Annotated in this window: 19 protein-coding genes; 12 read left to right on the top strand and 7 right to left on the bottom strand. The window is 52.6% G+C overall.

The genetic code is table 11. The annotated features are described in order from the left end of the window. Nucleotides 1-39 precede the first annotated feature (39 nt). The 3 genes from RHJ02_RS00515 to RHJ02_RS00505 form a co-directional block, all read right to left on the bottom strand. Complete coding sequence (locus RHJ02_RS00515; RefSeq protein ID WP_310744676.1) at nt 40-1137, bottom strand: glycosyltransferase family 2 protein; 1098 nt, start codon at nt 1135-1137, stop codon at nt 40-42. Continuing rightward, nucleotides 1138-1539 (bottom strand): DUF3110 domain-containing protein, encoded by a 402-nt coding sequence (locus RHJ02_RS00510; protein WP_206200608.1) that lies wholly within the window; start codon nt 1537-1539, stop codon nt 1138-1140. It abuts the gene before it with no gap. Between the two features lie 105 nt (nt 1540-1644). Beyond that, nucleotides 1645-2304, bottom strand: coding sequence for a MotA/TolQ/ExbB proton channel family protein (locus tag RHJ02_RS00505; RefSeq protein WP_206200607.1), 660 nt, complete (start codon nt 2302-2304; stop codon nt 1645-1647). A gap of 158 nt (nt 2305-2462) precedes the next feature. Between RHJ02_RS00505 and RHJ02_RS00500 the strand changes: the two genes are divergently transcribed. The 3 genes from RHJ02_RS00500 (at nt 2463) to RHJ02_RS00490 (ending at nt 3897) form a co-directional block, all read left to right on the top strand. After that, nucleotides 2463-3068 carry a sigma-70 family RNA polymerase sigma factor gene (locus tag RHJ02_RS00500; RefSeq protein WP_302676966.1) on the top strand — a complete coding sequence of 202 codons (606 nt, stop codon included), beginning with the start codon at nt 2463-2465 and terminating at the stop codon, nt 3066-3068. Further along, nucleotides 3065-3385, top strand: a complete 321-nt coding sequence (locus RHJ02_RS00495; protein ID WP_310800324.1) for a hypothetical protein — start codon at nt 3065-3067, stop codon at nt 3383-3385. The genes RHJ02_RS00500 and RHJ02_RS00495 overlap by 4 nt, the downstream gene beginning before the upstream one ends. 71 nt (nt 3386-3456) lie before the next feature. Further along, a complete protein-coding gene (locus tag RHJ02_RS00490; protein WP_310800323.1) occupies nt 3457-3897 on the top strand; it encodes a Spy/CpxP family protein refolding chaperone in 441 nt (146 codons plus the stop codon). A gap of 50 nt (nt 3898-3947) precedes the next feature. Here the strand turns inward: RHJ02_RS00490 and lpxB are convergent, their stop codons facing one another. Both lpxB and gshA read right to left on the bottom strand, forming a co-directional pair. Continuing rightward, nucleotides 3948-5135, bottom strand: coding sequence for a lipid-A-disaccharide synthase (gene lpxB, locus RHJ02_RS00485; protein ID WP_302678561.1), 1188 nt, complete (start codon nt 5133-5135; stop codon nt 3948-3950). A gap of 2 nt (nt 5136-5137) precedes the next feature. Beyond that, nucleotides 5138-6277, bottom strand: coding sequence for a glutamate--cysteine ligase (gene gshA / locus RHJ02_RS00480; protein ID WP_310437811.1), 1140 nt, complete (start codon nt 6275-6277; stop codon nt 5138-5140). Nucleotides 6278-6474: 197 nt separating this feature from the next. On the opposite strand from gshA, the gene RHJ02_RS00475 reads away from it, so the two are divergent. From RHJ02_RS00475 to prmA, 9 genes are all read left to right on the top strand, one after another. Then, nucleotides 6475-6912 (top strand): hypothetical protein, encoded by a 438-nt coding sequence (locus RHJ02_RS00475; RefSeq protein ID WP_206200602.1) that lies wholly within the window; start codon nt 6475-6477, stop codon nt 6910-6912. Nucleotides 6913-7287: 375 nt separating this feature from the next. Next, on the top strand, nt 7288-10317 hold the full coding sequence (gene cas10, locus RHJ02_RS00470) for a type III-B CRISPR-associated protein Cas10/Cmr2 (RefSeq protein ID WP_310800322.1): 3030 nt from the start codon (nt 7288-7290) through the stop codon (nt 10315-10317). 78 nt (nt 10318-10395) lie between these two features. Beyond that, nucleotides 10396-11502, top strand: a complete 1107-nt coding sequence (locus tag RHJ02_RS00465; RefSeq protein ID WP_310743193.1) for a type III-B CRISPR module-associated Cmr3 family protein — start codon at nt 10396-10398, stop codon at nt 11500-11502. Between the two features lie 72 nt (nt 11503-11574). Beyond that, nucleotides 11575-12372, top strand: a complete 798-nt coding sequence (cmr4, locus tag RHJ02_RS00460; RefSeq protein ID WP_310800321.1) for a type III-B CRISPR module RAMP protein Cmr4 — start codon at nt 11575-11577, stop codon at nt 12370-12372. Nucleotides 12373-12374: 2 nt separating this feature from the next. Continuing rightward, entirely contained in the window at nt 12375-12764 is a 390-nt protein-coding gene (locus RHJ02_RS00455; protein ID WP_206200598.1) for a hypothetical protein, read from the top strand. Nucleotides 12765-12776: 12 nt separating this feature from the next. Next, a complete protein-coding gene (locus RHJ02_RS00450; RefSeq protein ID WP_310800320.1) occupies nt 12777-14726 on the top strand; it encodes an RAMP superfamily CRISPR-associated protein in 1950 nt (649 codons plus the stop codon). A 41-nt stretch (nt 14727-14767) separates the two neighbouring features. Continuing rightward, nucleotides 14768-15667, top strand: coding sequence for a J domain-containing protein (locus tag RHJ02_RS00445; RefSeq protein WP_206200596.1), 900 nt, complete (start codon nt 14768-14770; stop codon nt 15665-15667). Between the two features lie 145 nt (nt 15668-15812). After that, nucleotides 15813-17396 (top strand): phosphoglycerate dehydrogenase, encoded by a 1584-nt coding sequence (gene serA / locus RHJ02_RS00440; protein WP_206200595.1) that lies wholly within the window; start codon nt 15813-15815, stop codon nt 17394-17396. 8 nt (nt 17397-17404) lie between these two features. Then, complete coding sequence (prmA, locus tag RHJ02_RS00435) at nt 17405-18304, top strand: 50S ribosomal protein L11 methyltransferase (protein WP_206200594.1); 900 nt, start codon at nt 17405-17407, stop codon at nt 18302-18304. A gap of 6 nt (nt 18305-18310) precedes the next feature. Here prmA and RHJ02_RS00430 read toward each other — a convergent pair whose 3' ends face one another. Both RHJ02_RS00430 and RHJ02_RS00425 read right to left on the bottom strand, forming a co-directional pair. Next, nucleotides 18311-19474 (bottom strand): glycosyltransferase family 4 protein, encoded by a 1164-nt coding sequence (locus tag RHJ02_RS00430; protein WP_302678555.1) that lies wholly within the window; start codon nt 19472-19474, stop codon nt 18311-18313. Nucleotides 19475-19504: 30 nt separating this feature from the next. Continuing rightward, nucleotides 19505-20302, bottom strand: coding sequence for an ABC transporter ATP-binding protein (locus RHJ02_RS00425; protein ID WP_206200592.1), 798 nt, complete (start codon nt 20300-20302; stop codon nt 19505-19507). Nucleotides 20303-20307: the final 5 nt, after the last annotated feature.

The following is a 20307-nucleotide window of genomic DNA, read 5'->3' as shown; positions in this document are numbered from 1 at the left end:
CTGCGGTGCCGTTGCTAACAGCGGCACTTTTTTTATTTTCTATTGGTGATTGCCCCTTTCTTGGCGAAAAGCTGTTGCTTGGGCAAAGGCCGCCGCCGCCCGCTCGCGATCGCCCAAGGTTTCATAGGCACGCCCTAGTTGTTCGGCTGCAATCTCCCGCACATAGCCCAAGGGAAAAATCATCTGCTTGCTGTAGCCATTGGTGCGCCCCAGTTCAAGACAATACTCAAAGTAGGCCGTTGCTCCCAAAGGAAATCCTAAAGCCATCAGCCAGCGCCCGGCCAAATCATTGAGGGGAGGATAGGTGGGAAACCACACCAGACTTTGCTGACAGAGGAGTTGCAATGTTTCGTGATCCCCCATAGCCAGCAGACGCCGCCCCAGTTGATTCAGAATTTCGGGCAGGGCGCCAGGGGCATTCTCAGGCAGTTGGCTGATGAGGAGATGGGGCAAGAGCCGCTCAAAAAGTTCTTGGTAGCAGTCATCCGCAGCCGTGGGGTTATTCACAGCGTGGTACATATCCGCCAAGGCAAAGAGGAGATTCAAAGGCAGACCTTCACTAGCGCGGATGCGTTCCAAAATCGGGATGTTGCGATCGCGCATCTTGGCTTGAATTTGTGCGGGTTGATAGCCATAGTGGTCAATGCGCAGCGTTTCCAGAGTACCAATGGTCAGCGGTTCTGCGGCTGTCGAAACCAACTGCTCATGGAAGCGTCCCTGATAGCGCAGCGTCGGCAGGTTGCGAAAGAGTCGCACAATGGCAAAGTCAGAAAATTGCTGCCCCGTGCCGATTTCCCGTCGTAGGAGTTGATAAGCACTGAAAGTGCTGCCCTCAAGTTGTTGGCCGAGGGGCACAGGCGGCTCCTGCACTGCCACAAGCACCTCATCAGCATCAATGACCAAAATCCAATCGCCCGTGGCCTGCTCTAGAGAGTAATTGCGGGCAGCGGCAAAATCATCCTGCCAAGGGAAGGTAAAAATGCGCTCTGTAAACTGGCGGGCGATCGCGATCGTCTCATCCGTTGACCCAGTATCTACCACAACGATCTCATCTACCCAAAGCTGGACACTGCCCAGACAGCGTGCCAAATGGGCTGCCTCATTTTTGACAATTAGACAGGCACAGACCCGCACCATCTACAGCAGCTTTTCAAGTTGTTGGCGCAACTGATTCAGTTCACTTTCGGAGAACTCACTCTCAGCAGCGGGGGGCACGCGATTTTCTAGTTCCCAGTCGGTTTCTTCGACATTGCGTTCAGGGGGTGCCAAGAAAAGACGCTCAGCATCGTTTGTCGGCACAAATCCTTCGGGAACCAAGTGACAGGTGTAGCCTGAGGATTCGCAAAATTCTTCAATTTCCTTGGCATCAATGGGGACAACGCTGGGGGGATGAAAATCCTGTGCCTCTAAAAGCATGGCATAGCGACTGGCATCGTCTTCGCTTTCAAACATCAGAATCAGGTTGCGATCGCCCAGTTGCAGAGAATGAATGCCCTCATTTTCAGTCCCCGGGTTGTAGAGCAACACGTAAACGCGCATGATGCCTCGCTAATGAAATCTCAACAGCGATTATAACGATTTTGGTTCCCCCTACCCGTAGGATTTTCCCCTTCAGAACTGTCAAAGGGGCAAAAATAGCTTGAGTTAGAACAATGTTTTTTCAGGTTCCCCTTTGATCCGCTGCTCTAGCCATGCTTGGCGATAGGTGAGTTCTAATTCATTGCCGGTGCGGCGAAAAATTTGTGCCTGCTGCAAGAGAAACGCTTGAAAGAGCCGCTGAAAGGCAAGGGCAATGATTGCCACCACCAGGCCAGAGGCGGTACTAATCAAGGCCTCACTAATCCCGAGACCCACGCCCATGGTTGCAGGTGTGCCAATATCCCCCAAGCGAATAGAACTGAGGGCACTAATCAGACCTAACACCGTTCCCAACAAACCCAGTAGAGGTGCCATCGTAATCGTTGCTTCCAAGACCTTTTCTCCCCGCCGCATGGCACTCAGCTCCTCATCAGCCGCAGCTTCTAGGGCTAGGCGAAAGATTTCTGGGTTGGTGTCAATCAGTTGTAAAGGGGTATAGAGGAAGCGACCAATCGGTTGGTCACAGGCATTGGCTGCTAATTCAATGGCTTCTTGCCAATCGTGGCGAGCGGCATCCAGAATCTGCTCGGCCAGTTTCGTCTCTCCTCGGAGAACAATGCTCCAAAACCAAAGCCGCTCAAAAATGGTGCCTAAGGTCAAGATCGAGAGAATCAGTAGTGGCCACATGGCCAAGCCACCACGGTTAAAAATTTCGGCGATATTCACGATCAGTTCCCTGTCAGAGCATCCGACGTTTAGTATAGTCCAGCCAGTAGCCGCAATTGTTTACCAAATTCTAGCGAACCGTGGTGCCAAGGGTCTTGAACCGCTCTTTTCGATGCCCCGTCTAAATAGATAATTACGTTAATGGAGTGATACCTCGCATGAGTGTATCTTTACCCCTATCAGCGGCAACGGCATCAACGGCTATCGTGACCCGACCCCAAGTGATCGATCCCGATCGGCGGATTATTGAGCAGTGCCTTTCCGGACATCCAAATGGGTTTCGGGAACTCTATCAACGGCATCAGCAACGGGTGCGATCGCTCCTGTTTCAGTTGTGCGGTGCGGTTGCCCTTGATGATTTAGTGCAGGAGGTTTTCTTGCGGGCATGGAAGGGGCTAAAGGGTCTCAAACATGAGGCAAAGTTTTCAACATGGCTCTATCGGATTGCCTGGAATGTGGCTTGCGACTATCGCCGTCAACTGGCAACGCGCAAATCACGACATCAGCAATACCTGTCTCAAAGTGAGCCGCTCACTCCTGGACTGGATCTACGACAATTGCATTACGAAGATTTAGTTCAGCGCGGTTTAGCCACACTGCCCTTGGAGTACCGCAGTGTTTTGGTCATGCATGATCTGCAGGGCTTGCCCCAAAAAGAAATTGCTGAAATTCTGCGGATTCCCGTGGGTACAGTGAAATCCCGCCTCTTTCGTGCCCGAGGCACATTGCGGACTTACTTTACGGAGGCTGGAATCACTTTATGAAACGTGAACCCCCACCTGTGGAGGATACAAATTTGGTTAAGTTTTTACAAGCCTATGCAGGGACGCCCCCGCCCCCCCACCCCCATTTGGAGCAGCGCATTGTCCAAGCGGCTCTGCATCAACATCAACTGAGTAAGCGACGCTGGCAAATCGTGTCTCTTTTGGGGGCTGGGGTGATCGCCACCGCCACCAGTGTGTGGTTCCTCAAACCCTCAACTCAAGTGGCAAAGCAGACGTCCCCGGATGCAGTGGCTATCTTCATCACCACCAATTGGCAAGCAATGTTTCAGGACGCAGAACCCGCCATCTTCGACTAAATTCTGTCCACCCTACTTTTACTCTTTGTTGAGTTTTGACAAGTTAAGTTTTGACAAAGGAGAACACAGCTATGTTGAAAAAATCTATAGCCACGCTTCTTATATGTGGTAGCCTCAGCCCCCTACTGGCGATCGCTCCCCCGAGCGTCGCTGACCCCGGTTATGGCGGACCTCGCTGGAGAGCCAATCTGGACAACCTAAACCTCACACCTGAACAGCGGCAACGTTTACAAGCCGTGCAGCAACAATACCAAGGCCAAATGGAACAAACTCGCAACCAACTGCGCACCGCCAAGACAGAACTGCGGCAGATGATGAGTGGCAATGCCTCGGAGGATCAAATCCGCAGCAAGCACCAACAGGTGCGCCAACTGGAAAACCAACTCGCCTCTCTCCGCTTTGAAAGCATGCTGGCCATGCGGGGCATTCTCACACCGCAGCAACGGCAAGCCTTGGCCGCCCAAATGCAGCAGCGGCGGCCGGGCAATCGCCCCATGAAACCCCAGCAGTAACCCATTAAACTTGGCAACGCTCTAAAGCTCTAAAGGAGTTCATGACTTCCCTAAGTGCGGGACAGCGGATCCTGCACTTTTTTGTTGCTCAGCAGATCAAGAATCTCGGTGGCAGCGCGATCGACCACGCCGGGAGTCCCCATCGCAGCTCGCATTTTGGCATAGCCTGCCTGCATGGCTAGGCGTTTTTCAGGATGATCCAATAGCGCAAGGGCAGCAGCGGTAATGTTGGCAACAGTGGCTCGTTCCTGAAGGAGTTCGGGGACGATGTCTCTATTCACGAGTAAATTGGGGGGAGAGACAAATTTGAGGTCAAACTTCAGGAAACGCCGATAAAGCCACAAACTGAGGGGATGAACGCGGTAGATCACGACTTGAGGCACATTCAACAGCGCGGTTTCTAAATTCACCGTGCCGGATTTAGCGATCGCCAGATCTGCGGCCGCTAGAACTTGCAGGGAGTCTTCCGCCAATGTGACGCGAATGGGATATTCCTTGAGAACTGCTTCAATGGCTGAGCGATACTGCCGCAGCGAAAGGGGTAACCAAAAGCGGGCGTGGGGATAGGCTTTGGCGATATTTGTGGCAGCCCCCAAAATTAGAGGCAAGAGGGACTTGATTTCCTGTTTGCGGGACAAGGGCAACAGGGCGATCGCCAGCTCATCGGCAGCAATGCCCAAACTTTGGCGTGCCACTTCGCGACTGGGAGCCGCAGCAATGCGATCCAAGAGGGGATGCCCCACCCAGACCACATTGGCACCATGACGGCGGTAATAGGTGGCTTCTTCTGGAAAAATGGCAATCAGGCGATCGCTGAGGGCAACAATTTGCCGAGTGGCCTTGAGACTATGGGACCAGACCCACTCTTGGGGAGCGATGTAGTAAACCATGGGAATAGAAAAATGTTTGCGGATAAACCGCCCCATGGCGACATTGCCACCAATGTAGTCAATTAAAACCACTAAATCAGGGGGATGCTGCCGTAAATAGCGGCGAGCCTTGAGTTGGAGCGCGATCGTTGGCTTGATCAATGGCAGGGCTTCTAGTAGCCCCACGGAGCCAATTCCTCCGGTATTAAAGAGTAGCTTTGCCCCCGCAGCGGCCATGCGATCGCCCCCAAGGGCAGAAATTTCTAAGGGAATCCCCCGCTCTGCTGCGAGGCGATAGAGTGCCTTGACCAACAGGGCCCCCTGCAAATCCCCAGAGACTTCGCCGGTGCTAATGAACAAATGCGCCATGCCTAGCCCCGCACTGCCGCCACTGGTTGACAGAGTTGATCGGCAAATTCCTGTTCGCTAGCGGCCATTTCTTGTACGGCGGTGGCCATAATCTCAGGGATCGATTGCCCCGCTGCATAGTGAGCCAGCCATTGCTGGGCGGTGTTTCCCTGTCGCAGGATTTTCTTAATCGGTGCCAGAAAGCAGCTAAAGCCCTGTGCCTTGGCGATCGGCCAAACCTCTTCGTAGAGTTCGGCTACCCAAGCGGCTGCCGTTAGTTGCCGGCGATCGCGCCAGTGGGTCAGCACGGCCTCTAGGCTGTTTTTTGCAGCAATCTGCTCGTTTTCATCGGCTAGTTGTGCCAACATCTCGCCATCCCCCCACCGCAGGGGGTCAAGATCAGGGGTATCCAGCAATTGCAGGAGCCGCGCCTCTAGAAGAGCGGTCATCGCCAGTAGGGAAATGGCATCCGTAACTAGATCACAAATTCGCAGTTCAAGGCGGTTGAGATCATAGGGTCGGCGATCGCCATTGGGGCGCACAGCACTCCACAAGTGCCGCACATTTTGCATCGTGCCGCGTTGGAGTTGCTGCTCTGTCCACTCAATGAAGTGGGCATGGCTAGTAAATAGGGGCACTTGGGGTGGGGTCTTCGGAAAGATTGCCCAACGGGTGGAGTGATAGCCCGTTACCTTGCCATCAAGAAACGGCGACGCAGCACTGAGCGCCAGAAACAGGGACGCCTCCAGCCGCACTAGCCGACAGGCACGGATCAACTCTTCTGGATCCCGCAGGCCAATGTTGATGTGGACACTGGCGGTGACAACCCTTGTGCCATAGGTTTGCTCGATGTAGGTGTGATAGGGATTCTGGGGGTCAGAGCGATAAAAGCGTTGACTGTCCCCTAGACTCAGGGTGCTACCGGGAACCAGCGTTAAATCCCCTAGGGATTGCAAATAAGCGCGCAGCCGAAAGCGGGGGCGCAGCAAGTCACAGAGGGCTTGGTCATATAGAAAGACCGGCGGGGTTGTAAATTCAACATTGCGGCTATCGGGTTCACGCACAAACCCCGGTAAGTCCCTCACAATGCGATCCGACAGTCCCACAATCTCGCCCGTGGGCTTACCCGTGTAGAGTTCAACCTCAAAGCCCTTTGACAACATGGCATCCCTTTGGCTAACTTGGGTCAGCGAGCCCCCTCGCAGAAAGTGGGAATTTTGAGCTACTTAGCCACAATACCATGCCCGCGTCCCTGCCGCACATATGAACATTCGTAAAACCCTCCCTGTGGCGATCAAAACCTGATCAGTTAACCTGTATTATCAATGACACAAATCACCCCTATAGTGAGAATCTCAAGATGTTTGGTCAGCGGCGAGTCGAAGCAGATGTCCGTGTCAGTCGCGTTTTGGATCGCCTGGGAATCCGCTATCAAGTGGATGAGGATGGTGATTACCGCGTTGTCTTTGAGCTATCCAACGGTCGAACGCAACAGGCCTTTATTGACTCCAAAACCCAGCAGCTGGGAAGCTATGAAATTCGGGATGTCTGGTCTGTGGGCTACAGTTGCGAGGGCTTTCTTGACCAAGAGATAGCCAATTATCTGTTAATTGAAAATGCCAATAAGAAAATTGGCGCTTGGGAGTTGCGTCCCCTTGCTGACAATAGGTATATCGCTGTATTTTGTACGAAGGTTGCTGCTGACTGTGACCCCGAAGCCCTTTACACCAGTATCCGCGTGGTTCTTGAGGTGGCAGACGAACTTGAAAAAGTTCTTGAGGCGGGCGATCGCTTCTAGGTTAGTTTGCAGTGAGTCCCCTTAAAATCAGGGTTTGAGGCCAGTGGGGAGCTTCTGAATGCCCCGCCCCTAGGTAGGGATTGTCATTTTCATCTGAAATACTAGAAAATACTCAAACCCGCTTCCTGAGAAACGCTAAGGGATTCAACGAAAGCATCAGGGTTGGAGGCAACTTGGCAGATCTCTCGGAAGCAAGACCCAAATGTTTCAATTCTTATAGCTAGTAGAAAAAACTGTTAAATATTACAAAAGAATTTTTATTTTGCTTCCACTGCATATCCCAACTCACGACACTGGATAAAACATTAGCTGCGATCGCCCAAGGCGCACGGTCGCCGATTCGCAGTGGAGTCAATTGTTCTAGGAAGGCCATCCATGTACTACGAACGCAAACTCTTTGCCCTCCTCCACGACCCCTACCTCAAGGCGTTGTACGGCAACAAAGCTCTCAAAGGCCCATGGCAACAGGTGTCTTGCCTGAATCAACATGCCCAGGATTTGGAAAATTGGTGGAAGCATCACGGCGGTATTACCGCAGACCATATTGCCTCGGCCAGCGATCGCCTGAGCTTTCAGCGCGGCATGAGCACCCCCCCAACAACCACTGCAAATATCACCCAAGTGGAAATTCGTCACCCGATTACTGGTGCCAAAAGTGATTTGAACTTTGCCTTTGCAGCGAGTCTCAGCGATGAGAATTTAGCTGAAATTGAGGCGCAGTCCATCTGGAGCAAGATTCGCCAAGAAACCGATGCTGAAAAGGTCTTCTGGTGGTTTTGGCGATTTTATGGCGAAGCCATTGCTGGCGATCGCCGCATCAAAGATCAAGCGGTCTATGCCAAAGATGTCTTGCTGTTACCCTCAGACACGCGCATTCCCGACTGCCCCCTCGAAGCCCACACCTCGATTACCGCTGCCCTTGCCGGTACCCTCTTTCCCCGAAACGCCAGCAATGGGGATAAACCGCAGCACCCATGGCTGTTGATGTTTTCCTTTTCCCCCGTGCAGGAATTCATTAAATCCTCACGCAAGCTGCTGGACTTTTGGTCAGGTTCCTATCTACTCCACTACCTAAGTGCCAAGGCCTGCTGGTTCCTTGCTGAACGCTATGGCCCTGATGTTGTGATTACCCCCAATCTCTACAACCAAACGATCATTGATGCCTTTCTGCTGCAAAAATACCCAGACTTTGAACCCTACTTTGCGGAATTTGGTATCCCCAAACCAGTTGAGGCACAAGGGCAGCCGTCCTCCAGCTTGGTGACAGCGGGTTTTCCCAACGTGATTACAGCACTCATTCCTGAACAAGACAAAGACACGATTGGCAAAGAGCTTCAAGACCATTTGCGGGAAACATGGCTCAACCTTGGCAAAAATGTGCGCCAAGCCATCAAAACCAAGGTACGGAGTGGCTATGAAGATTGTCACTGGATTGCTCACATTGAAGCGTGGATTGATACACAGTTTCCTGCAGCAGAACAAGAGGAGTTAAAGAAAGAGTTTCTCAGTTGGCAGCAGGGAGGACGCTGGGAGTGGAATGCCCTTTGGCAAGCCCAACTGGAAAACTTTTGGGAAAGCTACTGGATCGCTTTGCCCCTTGGGGAGCCAACCCAACCTCTAACCTGCCAGCGTGGAGCATCTACCTACCCAACTTGGAAAACCGCCCAAACCACGTTAGCAAAAGCCGAGGATCCCCTGCCCACTCAGGTTGAGGAAAAGGTGTATGCCACGATTAACGTGGGTACATGGTGGCCATTGCTGCAACAACGCCTTGGTTCGGCTCTCTCCGCTGTCAAAAACACTCGCAGCTGGCAGTTTCCCGCTTCGCCGGGTGAGCGCTCCTCGATTTCTGGGGCCTACAGTGCCCTGCACCCCAATCTCCTGTACCGCGATCCCTTTCGCGAGGGGCATGGCCTGCCAGTGAGTTCCCTGCGCCTGTTTTGGTATGTGATGAGCCAAGCCTTTCCGGGGCTATTTAATGGCAGTGAGCGCTTGAATGCGATTGAAGTCACCAAGCGAATGGCATGGAAACATGGCGGTGTCGCTGAGTCTTTGGGAGTTGCGTGCCCTGAGGAGGACTATGAAAACTTGGTGCGCTTTCCCAATGCCAGCAGTATCGCTGCCGCTCGCTTTATGGTGAAGTATCCCGATCAGGTCAAGCGGTATTGGCAAGAATTGAAGCAAGAATTTACTGCCGCTCACGCTCGCTTTAACAGCACCACTTGCCGCCCAACCCAGATTCCCCAAGTAGATGCCGGGCTAGGGAATTACAACGGTGTCATGTTCTCGGCCAAGTGGTTGGCAGAAGCCTTAGGTCTTGACAGTAAACAGGAGCTGGCCGAACTTCGGAGGGCGGTGAATCAGACACAAAAACGAGTGGGTTGGGGCGATCGCTCCCCTGCTGACTGGTGGTGTATCCTCTTGGCCGATGGCGACAGCATGGGCAACTACGTCCGCGGTCGCAACCTGAAGAAGTATCGTGAGTATGTTGCTACGAACATTATTCAAGACATTCAGCAAAGAAAGAGCTACATCAAAAACCCTGATGAGTGGCAAACACTGCTCAACCAGACCCCCAAACGCATGGGACCTGCCACCCATGTGGGACTCAACCGTGCCCTGCTAGATTTCTCGAATCGCCTTGTGCCCTACTTAGTGGAGCAACGTCACTGTGGCCGTGTGGTCTATAGCGGTGGCGATGATGTCATGGCCGTCTTGCCCCTAGAGGATGCCCTCTCGGCGATTCATCTCCTACGTCAAGCATGGTGTGGCGGTACGGATCCAGCCGGCGAATTTGAACCCCACGGCGACTACTGGCAAACGGTTCAGGGCAAGACAGCGGCTAAGGTCTTGGACATGCGTCGCCTGTTTACGATGGGCAAAGGGGCAACAATGAGTATGGGCGTGGTCATTGCCTACAAGAGTGTTCCTCTGCCCACGGTTCTAGAAAACCTCTGGCAAGCCGAAAAGGAACGGGCGAAAAAACTCCCCGGCAAAGATGGCCTCTGTTTCCGGGTGCTCTATGGGTCTGGCAATGTCCTCGAAGCAGTGTTGAAGGGTGAACTGCTAGAGGCCTGGGGCCGACTACTTGAGCAAGCAAATGACGATGTGAGTCCGCTGCTGTACCGACTCGTGACAGAGTTGCCCCAACATTGTTGGTTGAGCAAAGAGCGGGTCATTGAGAAGGCGATCGCTAGCATTGCCAATCGCCGCGAAAAAGACATCCCTTCAGAACTGATTGAGCAGCTTTGTCGGTGTTGCAATCAATGGGAAGACTGGGCGCTCCAGCATGAAGGTCAGCTAGGAACGGATCTGCAAGACCTGCTCAACCTGTTGCGGCTCATGGCCTTCTTCATTGATAAACGGTTTGTACCCCTAGGGAGTAATCAGGATGGCGATCGATGAAAGCAGAGAGTTCTAAAACTCATTTGGGCAAAACTATTCTGCTTCAAGGATAACGAAAGACACATGAGGTTGATTATCATGACTGAATTAAGTTGGTATCGTCTAGATCCCCTAGATGTCCTCCTTTTTCGTGACTCCCGACCCTTTCAACCGGGAGAAGGCTCTTGGGCAAAAAGTCTCTTTCCGCCCCTGCCAATTACGGTCTTTCAAGCCTTACGCTCTCTGTGTGACTCCTACGCGCAAAATCTGGAGTTTCTTGGGCCTTTCCTCATTGATGCCAAAAACCAAGTCTGGGTAGACACGCCCAAGGATTTGGTGTGCATTGGCAACAAAAGCAACGAGGAAGTCGACATCAATGATCGTGCCGACCTCAGTAAAGTCAAGGGCTTTGCCCGCACTCAACCCGCTGCCACCGACGACCCTGCTTGGAAAGATGTCTGCCATCCGTTGCCGGGAAAGTTACGCCCTATTGTGGAACCGACCCTCAGGGAGAATGAGCAAGCCCAAGGCCGACCGGCTCCCCTGATGCGCTTGGATGCTCTTGTCCTCTATCTCCAAGGAAAGCTGGATCAGCTCAACGCCAAAGAGCACTTCCATGATTTGCCGTGGTCAACCCAAGTCCTCCCCCACATCAAAATGCAAACCGAAAGTCGCAATGTGGAGGACGAAGCCGGCTACTTTACGGAAGTGGCCAACCGGATGCATCCGGGCTGGGGCTTTGTGGCCGGCATCAGTGTTGCCAATCTAGAGGGAGTCGTGCGCATTGGGGGTGAGGGGCATCAGGCACAGGTGCATGCCCTAAAGAAACCTCCCTTTGCAGACCTAGAGCGGTTTCAAGGCACCGGTCAAGAAACCCTAGCCTACGTGCTGACTCCCGGCTTGGCGCCCGTGGTGGCTGACGCACCTGTTTATGGACTGTATCCCCATGATTGGCAAGAGCATCTGATTGGTGTGGTGGGCGATCGCCCCCTTTTAGCCGGTGGTCTCAGTACCTTTACCCGTCGCAATGGGCAACCCCAATTGGGCTATTCCGCACAGCGTGCCTATGTCAGGCCGGGAACTATCTATCGCTTTGCTCAGCCTCCCTCTCCCCAGCCCCAACAACTCCTCGGCGGTGTAGCCCCCAAAGCTCGCACCACCTTTGAAAAACTTCACTACGGCCAATTGCTCTGGGGCACTGCATAACCACCCGAATACGAATGGATAAATAGGTGAGCACCGATACACGTTGACCTCAAAGAGACTGGATGATCAACAATGTTTAACCTTGCCTACCTCTACCTTCTCTCCCCCCTCCACACGGGTGGCACCACCCAAGAGGGCAACCTTCTCGGCATTGCGCGGGAGTCCCACACAGAGTTGCCCTACATTCCCTCCAGCACGATTCGGGGTCGCTTGCGTGCCAGTACCCCCGACAAAGACCGCAACCGCCTTTGGGGCAACACCATTGAAGATGTCATGGGCGGCGAAAACACCAACCTTACCCAAGGGCAAGTGTGGGTCGGCGATGGTTCACTCCTGTGGGTACCGGTTCCCTCCCTCAGCCATGGCGTGATCTGGATTAGCTGCCCCATGCTGCTGCATCGTTGGCAACGCCTCACTGGTCAGTCCTTAGAAACAGTCGCTGCCTACAGCACCAGTTTAGACACCAGCAAACCTGTTTATCTCAAGGACGCGATCCTCAAAGGCGATCAGCTCAAGCCTTGGGAGAAATGGCAAGAGTGGATTCCGATCCGCGAGCAAACCCAAATTCAACAGGTCTTGGTTCTACCCGATCAGCACTGCAAAACCCTCATTGAAACCAGCCTGTGGCGACAGGTCAAGGTGAAACTCGATCAGCATAAAACCGTTGAAGGCGGTTTTCGCTACGAGGAAGCCATTCCCCCCGATACATTGATGTACTTCCCGTGGGGGACGGTTGCCCAACTCAATGGCGCCGCAGAAAAAGTGGAAAGCGATCTGCGGGATGTTTTCGATAGCCACCCAATTCTCCAAATTGGTGGTCAAGAAAGCCTTGGTCGCGGCTTTGTCCAACTTGTAACCCTTGGGAGTTAGCTATGGCCTTTGATCCACGCACAATGGCACAGCCAGTCTATGAAGCCTTGAGTAAACTGCGGAATGATACAAAAGACGACACTCGGCTGCGGGAGCAAAAAAGCCAAGCCGTTGAACTCTACACCTATTTGGCCACTTGGGGACTGATGCGCCTAAAAGCGGAGGAAGCCGCTCTCAGTCAAGAGGGGAAGAAGGAGGTTGTCAAAGCTTTTTTCCGTGCCCTTGAAGAAACAGCACATGTTCAGAATTTGGCGGATGACAAAGGCTTGGAGACCCTCAAGAACCTTGACACAGAATCCTACCTTGGCTTAACCGGCTTAGGGTTACAAATTGCCCGTGAATTTAGCTTCTGGACAACCGCCCTTTACGTTGACATCGGCAATGCAGACTAGGAGGAGGACAACATGACAAATAACCCTGCATTACAGCGACCTCAAACTCATAAAGCAACACAGCGTCCCAATTCAAGAAACGCTGGCAATAGCGGTAGTGGCAAAGGTGGCAGAGGCAATAGTGGTGGTTCCCAAAAGGGCGGGAACAGTGGGAACACTCCACCCCCCCCATGGCTCGAACATCCCCTTGATCCAAATCCCACCCCCCATCGAAGTGCAGGGTTTGTCGAGTATCTGCGCTGGATGCGATCGCCCGCTAGCCCCGCCAAAGATGGTACGAAAGTGGAACTAATGACAATGGCAGAGCAGGGTGACTATCGCCAACGTTTGCAGGTCTTAACAGAGCGCACTCGCCAAATTGCCGGCAAAAACAATTGTTTTGAAGTCACCTGCCCATGGCGCATCCGTGTTGGTGGCCACCGTGGTCCTGAAAGTATCCTTCTGCCTGCCTTTGATAACCTAGGCATTCCCTATATTCCCTCCAGTACCTTACGAGGTGTTGCTCGTGCCCAAGCCATTCGGGAGGTGATGCAAAACGAAGGTGTACCTTGGGCTGAAGCAGACAAACTCGTCGGCCAGCGTTACTTTGGTTATCTCGACAGCAGGGACTCTAGCGAAAAAGCTGGCAAAATTATTTTCCTCGACGCCTACCCCTTGCCTGAACAAAAGAACGGGGGACTAGCAGTGGACATGGCCAACAACCTTTGGTCATGGAATAATGGCAACCTCAAGTATGCTGCCAACCCAAACGTGTTCTTTTCCCTGCGAGAAGCTTCATTTCTTATTGGTATTAAACCTACCAATCATTGCTCTCCTCAAATGCTTAAACAGGTCAAGAACTGGTTGATTCGCGGCCTGACCCAAGGAATTGGTTCGCAAGTGAATGCAGGCTACGGCATTTTAGTCGAATCCCTAAAACAGGTGGGGCGTGGCTTCTTTAGTGTGGATTTTACCGTTCAAGGCCAACTCATCCACGGTTGCCAAAAGTGTACGTCTACGTCATGGCAATGGAACGTTAGAAATCAAGCGTGGCAGATGCGCGGGCAACCAGAGGCCGAGGTGCGAGCTACAGCCTTTAAGTCCCTGCTGCGATACTGGTTTCGTGCCTTTGCGCGGGGGGTGTTGCCCCCAGCAGAAGTCCAAAGCCTTGAAGGAATGATTTTTGGCGCAATTCAGCCGCAACCCAAACATGGCTACCTGCGGGTACGGGTGATTAATGGGAGGGTGACCCAACCTGAGGCACGCCCTAATCAGCAAGGTAAAAACGATCCCTGTGGAGAAGAAGAGGGGACACTGGTATTAGACTATTCTTCTGAAGTTCCTGATGCCCACAAAGAAACGCTAAAAGAGCTGGCAAGCAACTTGATGTGGCTCATGTTTCACTTGGGTGGCATTGGTCAAGGGGCACGTCGCCCTTGCTACTCTCGTAAAACCCGTAACCAAGCACCCTGGTGGCGTGGTTCTAATCTGATTCCTAAAAACAATAATCCCTTTTGGAAACTCCCCAGCAGTGCCAAGGAATTCAAAGAAATTTTTCAACAGCGACTGCAAAGGTTTTATGAAGCTTTAGGGCAGCTTAGTAATCACCCAATCAACCCGACTCAACCATTATCCATTGGCACTGTTACTACCAACCAATGGGCAGAAGCAATTGATGCAAACTGCCGTATCGTCGTTTGCAGTGGTGATTCCAAAGGAGAAAAGCCCTACGGCCTTGCCCTTCTTCATGACCCTAACCTTAAGGTGAATGGTAACTACGACAAAAACCTCTGTGGTTCCACTGGCAAACCCTCGCCAGTTTGGGTGGCTGACTTAGGGAACTATCAAGTTATTACGATTTTTGGGGTCACCAAAAATCCACGACTCAAGTTTACGTCTGAAGTTATTACGATTTTTGGGGTCACCAAAAATCCACGACTCAAGTTTACGTCTGGAAGATGTTTGCAACTATTTCCTTTCTAATCTTCTTGACCTTTTGAGCTTGAATAAATACCTAAGGAGCCATGACCGACTACTACGACATTCTTGGCTTGCAGCCGGGTGCTTCCAAAGAGCAGATCAAAGCAGCCTATCGCCGCCTCTGCCAAGAGTGCCACCCTGATAAACTGCCTCCTGAGACCCCCAAAAAGGCGCGGCAAATCGTCGAGGAGCACTTCAAGCAAATCAACGAAGCCTATGCCTACCTCATGGAGCAGGGCGATCGCCCGCCCCCACCTACCCAACCAGCAACAGATGTTAGAACTGCCCGCTCCATTTTCGATCCCGCTCGTATGGAAGCCGTAGCTCGGAAACTGGAGACAGAGCGGCAGGCCATTCAACGGCAGTATCAGCAATCAATCAATGCTATTGACCAACAACAGCGGCAAAAGCTAGCTTGCCACGGCCTCAAGATTGACGACTTGGATACAGTCGATCCAGCAACCAAATGGGGCAACGTTATTCAGGGGGGGATTCTCTTGTTGGTTGGCCTATTGGTAGGGAGTGTAGGCGGTCTTTTGGGCTTTCTGGGATACCTGTGGGCTTTCTTCTGCTTTTGGGGAACCTTGGGGGCAATGCTGACAAAAACAGTGAGTCCCCGAAAATATAAAATTATTTGTGAGATTAAAAAGGAAACTGAAGCAGCAAAGGCCGCTGCTGCGCAGAAAAAAGAACGACGATTACAGGAGCAATCTAGTTACATTCGTCGTCAGATTGACTATTTCAAAACTCTACCCTTGGAAATGCTTTCAGAATCCTTTGTTCAAAATTTAAGTGATGAAGATCAGTTTTTCCTGCTCTTGGCCATCAAAGAAAAAGAGGATGATGAGCAGTGGGCGCGCACAGTTGCAGCCGGTGTAGAGATTGCTGCAGCAGCGGGTGTGGTTCTACTGCTGTCGCAACTCTTTCTGGGTGAGCCATTCTAATCTGAGCGCAACCAAGAAAAACAGGAAGGGAGGAACGATCGCCCCCCTATTAGGAAGAGTTTTGCTGAAACGCATTCTACCCCTACCCTTAGCGAAATAAAATGTGATAGCATAACTGTTCTGGCATTATACCTAGTGTTTACCTATGCCCAAAGTTCTGGTTTCCGATCCCATTGAACAGGTGGGGCTTGATTTACTTGCCCAAGTGGCACAAGTCGATGTCAAACTTGGCCTCTCAGAGGCAGAACTGATCAAAATCATTCCCGAGTACGATGCCCTGATGATTCGATCGGGAACCAAGGTCACAAAGGAGGTCATTGAGGCCGCCAACCAACTGAAGATTATTGGTCGGGCAGGGGTTGGTGTAGATAACATCGATGTGCCTGCGGCCACCCGTAAAGGGATCATGGTGGTCAACTCCCCAGAGGGCAACACCATTGCTGCTGCGGAGCACACCTTGGCGATGATGCTCTCCCTTGCCCGTCATATTCCCGATGCGAATGCTGCGGTGAAAGCAGGTCAATGGGATCGCAAACGCTTTACGGGCGTAGAGATTTATAAGAAAACCTTGGGCATTATTGGCCTAGGAAAAATCGGCTCCCACGTGGCCACCGTTGCCCGTGCTATGGGCATGAAGCTTCTTGCTTACGATCCCTATCTATCTACGGAACGCGCCGAACAACTGGGCTGCCGCCTCGTGGAGTTGGATGTTCTCTTTGCGGAATCCGACTTTATTACGCTGCACTTGCCGAAGACCCCAGAAACGCAGCATCTGATTAACGCCAAAACCATTGCCAAGATGAAGCCCACAGCCCGCATCATTAACTGTGCGCGGGGGGGCATTATTGATGAGGCAGCGCTTGTGGAGGCGCTCAAGACGGGTAAGCTGGCGGGGGCTGCCCTCGATGTCTTTGAAACTGAACCCCTTGAGGCGGAGTCTCCGCTGCGTGCCTTGGGGATGGAAGCCATCTTGACTCCCCACCTGGGGGCTTCCACGGAAGAAGCACAGGTGAATGTGGCCATTGATGTTGCCGAGCAGATTCGCGATGTGCTCCTAGGGTTGCCGGCGCGATCGGCGGTAAATATTCCGGGTCTGCGTCCGGAGGTTCTTGAGAAACTGGCGCCCTACATGCAGTTGGCGGAAACTCTTGGTAATCTTGTGGGGCAATTGGCGGGTGGTCGGGTCGAGTCTCTGGAAGTCCGTTTGCAAGGGGAATTGGCCACCAATGACAGTCAACCGATTGTGATTGCCGCTTTGAAGGGGCTACTCTCACCAGCGCTGCGGGAACGGGTGAACTACGTGAATGCTGGGTTAGAAGCTAAAGAACGGGGAATTCGCGTGGTCGAAACCCGCGATGAATCACAGCGTGACTATGCGGGATCCCTAGCGTTGATTGCTAAAAGCCCCTCGGAAACCCGCTCGGTGTCTGGTGCCTTGCTGGCTCACAGTGAATTGCGCATCACCAGTATTGATGACTTTCCCATTAGTGTGGCGCCAACCCGTTATATGTTGCTGACGCTACACCGCGATATGCCAGGCATTATTGGTAAAATTGGCACCCAGTTAGGGAGCTTTAATGTCAACATTGCCAGTATGCAAGTGGGACGCAAGATGGTACGCGGTAACGCGGTGATGGTGATTAGCTTGGACGATCCCCTACCCGAAGGCCTCTTGGAGGAAATCTTGAAAGTCCCCGGTATTCGTGATGCCTATATCGTGAATCTGTAGGCACGGTTGTGGTACAGCGTTGGTGGGAAATTACCGTCACTTGTCAAGCTGAGGCGGAAGAGCTGGTCTATTGGCGCCTTCAATCCTTTGGCTGTCAAGGTACGGCAACCCAGCAACAGCAGGGGCGGGTGTTGATCCAAGGCTATGTGCCGCAGCAGCAGGTGACCCTACTGGACATTGCTGCCCTAGGGGTTTGGATTGAGCAAGATGTGGTGGCGCAGGGCTACCTCTCGCCAAAACTCCACTGGCAGTTGGTGAATGAACAGGATTGGGCCCATAGTTGGCAAGCCTATTGGCATCCAATACCGGTGGGCGATCGCCTGCTGATTTGTCCGGCTTGGGAAACCCCACCCCTTGACAACACCCGCTTGGTGATCAAACTGGATCCTGGCATGGCCTTTGGCACCGGCACCCATGAAACCACGCAGCTTTGCCTTGAGGCTCTAGAGATGCAATTGGATCAAACCTTTGAGCCGCTGCCACCCACGGTGATGGCTGATATTGGCTGTGGTAGCGGCATTCTGGCGATCGCCAGCCTCTTGCTAGGGGCAAACAAAGCCTATGCCGTGGACACCTCGGATCTGGCGGTGACTGCGACTCAACGCAATGCTGAACTCAATGGCATCAGAGCCGACCAGTTGATTGTCAAGCAAGGGAGTTGGGAACAAGTCCTCGAACTGGTGGATGGCCTTGTCTGCAACATTTTGGCACCCGTGATTATCGAGATTCTGCCCCACTTGCCAGCAATTGTGAAACCCAAGGGCTGGGGCATCTTTAGTGGCATTCTTTTGGATCAAGCGGATCGCGTAGCGGCGCAACTGGAACAACAGGGCTGGAGCTTGGGCAGTGTCTGGCGACGGCACGAATGGTGTTGTCTCAATGCTCGCTTTGAGCGTTTGCCAGACTAGAGGGAGCTAGCTTTTCACCTTGGCCGCCGGGCGCGCCAAAGAATACGAAGCCATTAGTTCTTGGTAGCAGGCCTCTAGGCGATCCAAGTTGTGACTGAGGCTATAGTGCTCCAGCACCCGTTTGCGGGCTTTGTCCCCTAGGAGGCGAATCATTTCCGGGTGTTGATAAAAAATGGGCAGCAGCGTTTGCAACTGGGTTTTCACATACTGGGGATTCAAGACAATGCCTGCCCCAGTGAGCACTTCACCATCGGCACCCACATCGGTAGCCAAGCAGGCCAAGCCACAGGCCATTGCCTCTAGGAGCGACAGGGATAACCCCTCAATTTGCGAGGGCAAAATGAACACATCACAGCCGCGTAAAATTTGTAGCCGCTCTTGATCATTAACGATCGAGCCAAGCCAGAGAATATTTTGATCTGGACCATAATTGGCCATCAAGGAGGGCATCAGGGCACCGCCACCCACCATTAGCAACTTACAATCCGCCGGCATTTCCGCTGCACACCAAGAGCGCAGCAGCGCTTCAACATTCTTCTCAATAGCCATCCGGCCTTGATAGATATAGAGGTAGCGTGCCTTAAAGTCCTCTTTGGTCGTAGAAGGTCCCGGTGTATATTTTCGCGTATCGACGCCATTGGGAATCACCCGCAGCGTCTCAGCACCAACCCCAAGACGAATCAGTAGTTCCTTTTGCGATTGGGAAAAGACAATCACGCGGTCATAGCGAGCCAAAAAGGGGGCATACAGTTGGTAAGTCATCAAGGCGGTGCCCGTCGTTAGGGTACGATACTTTTCGCTGTAGGCAGGATGAAACGTGGCAACCAAGGGAATGTTTAACTCTTCACAAATGTCGGGCAGAAAGAAATCGAGGGGGGAGAGGGTCAATGAGGCGTGGACAATATCGGGTTTGAGTTTTTTAAGGGACTCAACCAGAACTTTGTTGGCTCGCAGGGAGGGCAGGGTATAGACTTGCGATTTATACAGGCAAGGGAGCGTCACATCTGGCATCTCCCCTTCGTTCTCAGCTTCCTGTTCATCCTCTTGGGCAAAATGCAGAAAGCTCACTTGGTACCCGCGATCCAATAGCCCATTGGTAATTTCACGACTATAGGTGACATTGCCGCAGGGGGGAGATTTTTTGCCAAGCCATGCGATGTGTAAAGCCACGATTATTGATTCCTTGATTTATTACGTTATTTATAGAGCAGCGGTACCCACTTGATCAATGATCCGAATGGGGCCATTGACATCGCCGCTGAGAAACTGCCGCAGGTAGGGATTATCGGTCGTGCGGGCTTCGGCATGGGTGCCCTGCCAGCAAATGCGCCCTTGATAGAGGAGAATCAGGCGATCGCCCGTGCGCTCAATGGTACTGTTTTGGTGGGTAACGACAACGTAGGCATGCCCCGTCTTCTCCCGTAATTCGCGAATCAAATCCTCAATCACTGTTGAGGCAATGGGATCTAGCCCTGCCGTTGGCTCATCGTAAAGCAGCAGGTAGGGGTTGTCATTGGGATCTTCGGGATTATCCACAATGGCGCGGGCAAAGCTGACTCGCTTGCGCATCCCCCCAGACAACTGCGCTGGGTAGAGGTCTTCCATGCCAGCGAGGCCGACCATCGCTAGTTTTTCACTGACAATTTCGCGAATGCGTGCCTCCGGCAAACGCGTATGCTGGTACAGGTAAAAGCCGACATTCTCAGCAACCGTGAGGGAGTCAAAAAGGGCAGATTGCTGAAAGACCATGCTCATCCGCATCCGACAGAGACCTTCTTGCCGTAATCCTTGACGGCGCTCTCCTGCAACATACACTTCGCCTTTATCGGGAGCGACTAAGCCAGCAATAATCCGCAAAAGGGTTGACTTACCGGTTCCCGAAGGCCCCAGAATCACTAAGGCATCATCGGGATAGATGGCCAAATCCACATCATTCAGCACCTGCTGATGGCCAAAGGCTTTGCAGACACCGCGTAATTCCACCAATGGTTCGGCCATCGTGT

The organism is Thermosynechococcus sp. TG215 (assembly GCF_031583455.1).
Classification (GTDB): Bacteria; Cyanobacteriota; Cyanobacteriia; order Thermosynechococcales; family Thermosynechococcaceae; genus Thermosynechococcus.
This window is presented reverse-complemented; position numbering and strand designations above follow the sequence as displayed.

Coding starts and splice junctions, on each gene's coding strand:
- RHJ02_RS00510 (WP_206200608.1), bottom strand. CDS start 1,539: ATGCGCGTTTACGTGTTGCTCTACAACCCGGGGACTGAAAATGAGGGC.
- cmr4 (WP_310800321.1), top strand. CDS start 11,575: ATGTTTAACCTTGCCTACCTCTACCTTCTCTCCCCCCTCCACACGGGT.
- lpxB (WP_302678561.1), bottom strand. CDS start 5,135: ATGGCGCATTTGTTCATTAGCACCGGCGAAGTCTCTGGGGATTTGCAG.
- RHJ02_RS00495 (WP_310800324.1), top strand. CDS start 3,065: ATGAAACGTGAACCCCCACCTGTGGAGGATACAAATTTGGTTAAGTTT.
- RHJ02_RS00500 (WP_302676966.1), top strand. CDS start 2,463: ATGAGTGTATCTTTACCCCTATCAGCGGCAACGGCATCAACGGCTATC.
- serA (WP_206200595.1), top strand. CDS start 15,813: ATGCCCAAAGTTCTGGTTTCCGATCCCATTGAACAGGTGGGGCTTGAT.
- RHJ02_RS00465 (WP_310743193.1), top strand. CDS start 10,396: ATGACTGAATTAAGTTGGTATCGTCTAGATCCCCTAGATGTCCTCCTT.
- RHJ02_RS00425 (WP_206200592.1), bottom strand. CDS start 20,302: ATGGCCGAACCATTGGTGGAATTACGCGGTGTCTGCAAAGCCTTTGGC.
- gshA (WP_310437811.1), bottom strand. CDS start 6,277: ATGTTGTCAAAGGGCTTTGAGGTTGAACTCTACACGGGTAAGCCCACG.
- cas10 (WP_310800322.1), top strand. CDS start 7,288: ATGTACTACGAACGCAAACTCTTTGCCCTCCTCCACGACCCCTACCTC.
- RHJ02_RS00475 (WP_206200602.1), top strand. CDS start 6,475: ATGTTTGGTCAGCGGCGAGTCGAAGCAGATGTCCGTGTCAGTCGCGTT.
- RHJ02_RS00515 (WP_310744676.1), bottom strand. CDS start 1,137: ATGGTGCGGGTCTGTGCCTGTCTAATTGTCAAAAATGAGGCAGCCCAT.
- RHJ02_RS00455 (WP_206200598.1), top strand. CDS start 12,375: ATGGCCTTTGATCCACGCACAATGGCACAGCCAGTCTATGAAGCCTTG.
- RHJ02_RS00490 (WP_310800323.1), top strand. CDS start 3,457: ATGTTGAAAAAATCTATAGCCACGCTTCTTATATGTGGTAGCCTCAGC.
- RHJ02_RS00450 (WP_310800320.1), top strand. CDS start 12,777: ATGACAAATAACCCTGCATTACAGCGACCTCAAACTCATAAAGCAACA.
- RHJ02_RS00445 (WP_206200596.1), top strand. CDS start 14,768: ATGACCGACTACTACGACATTCTTGGCTTGCAGCCGGGTGCTTCCAAA.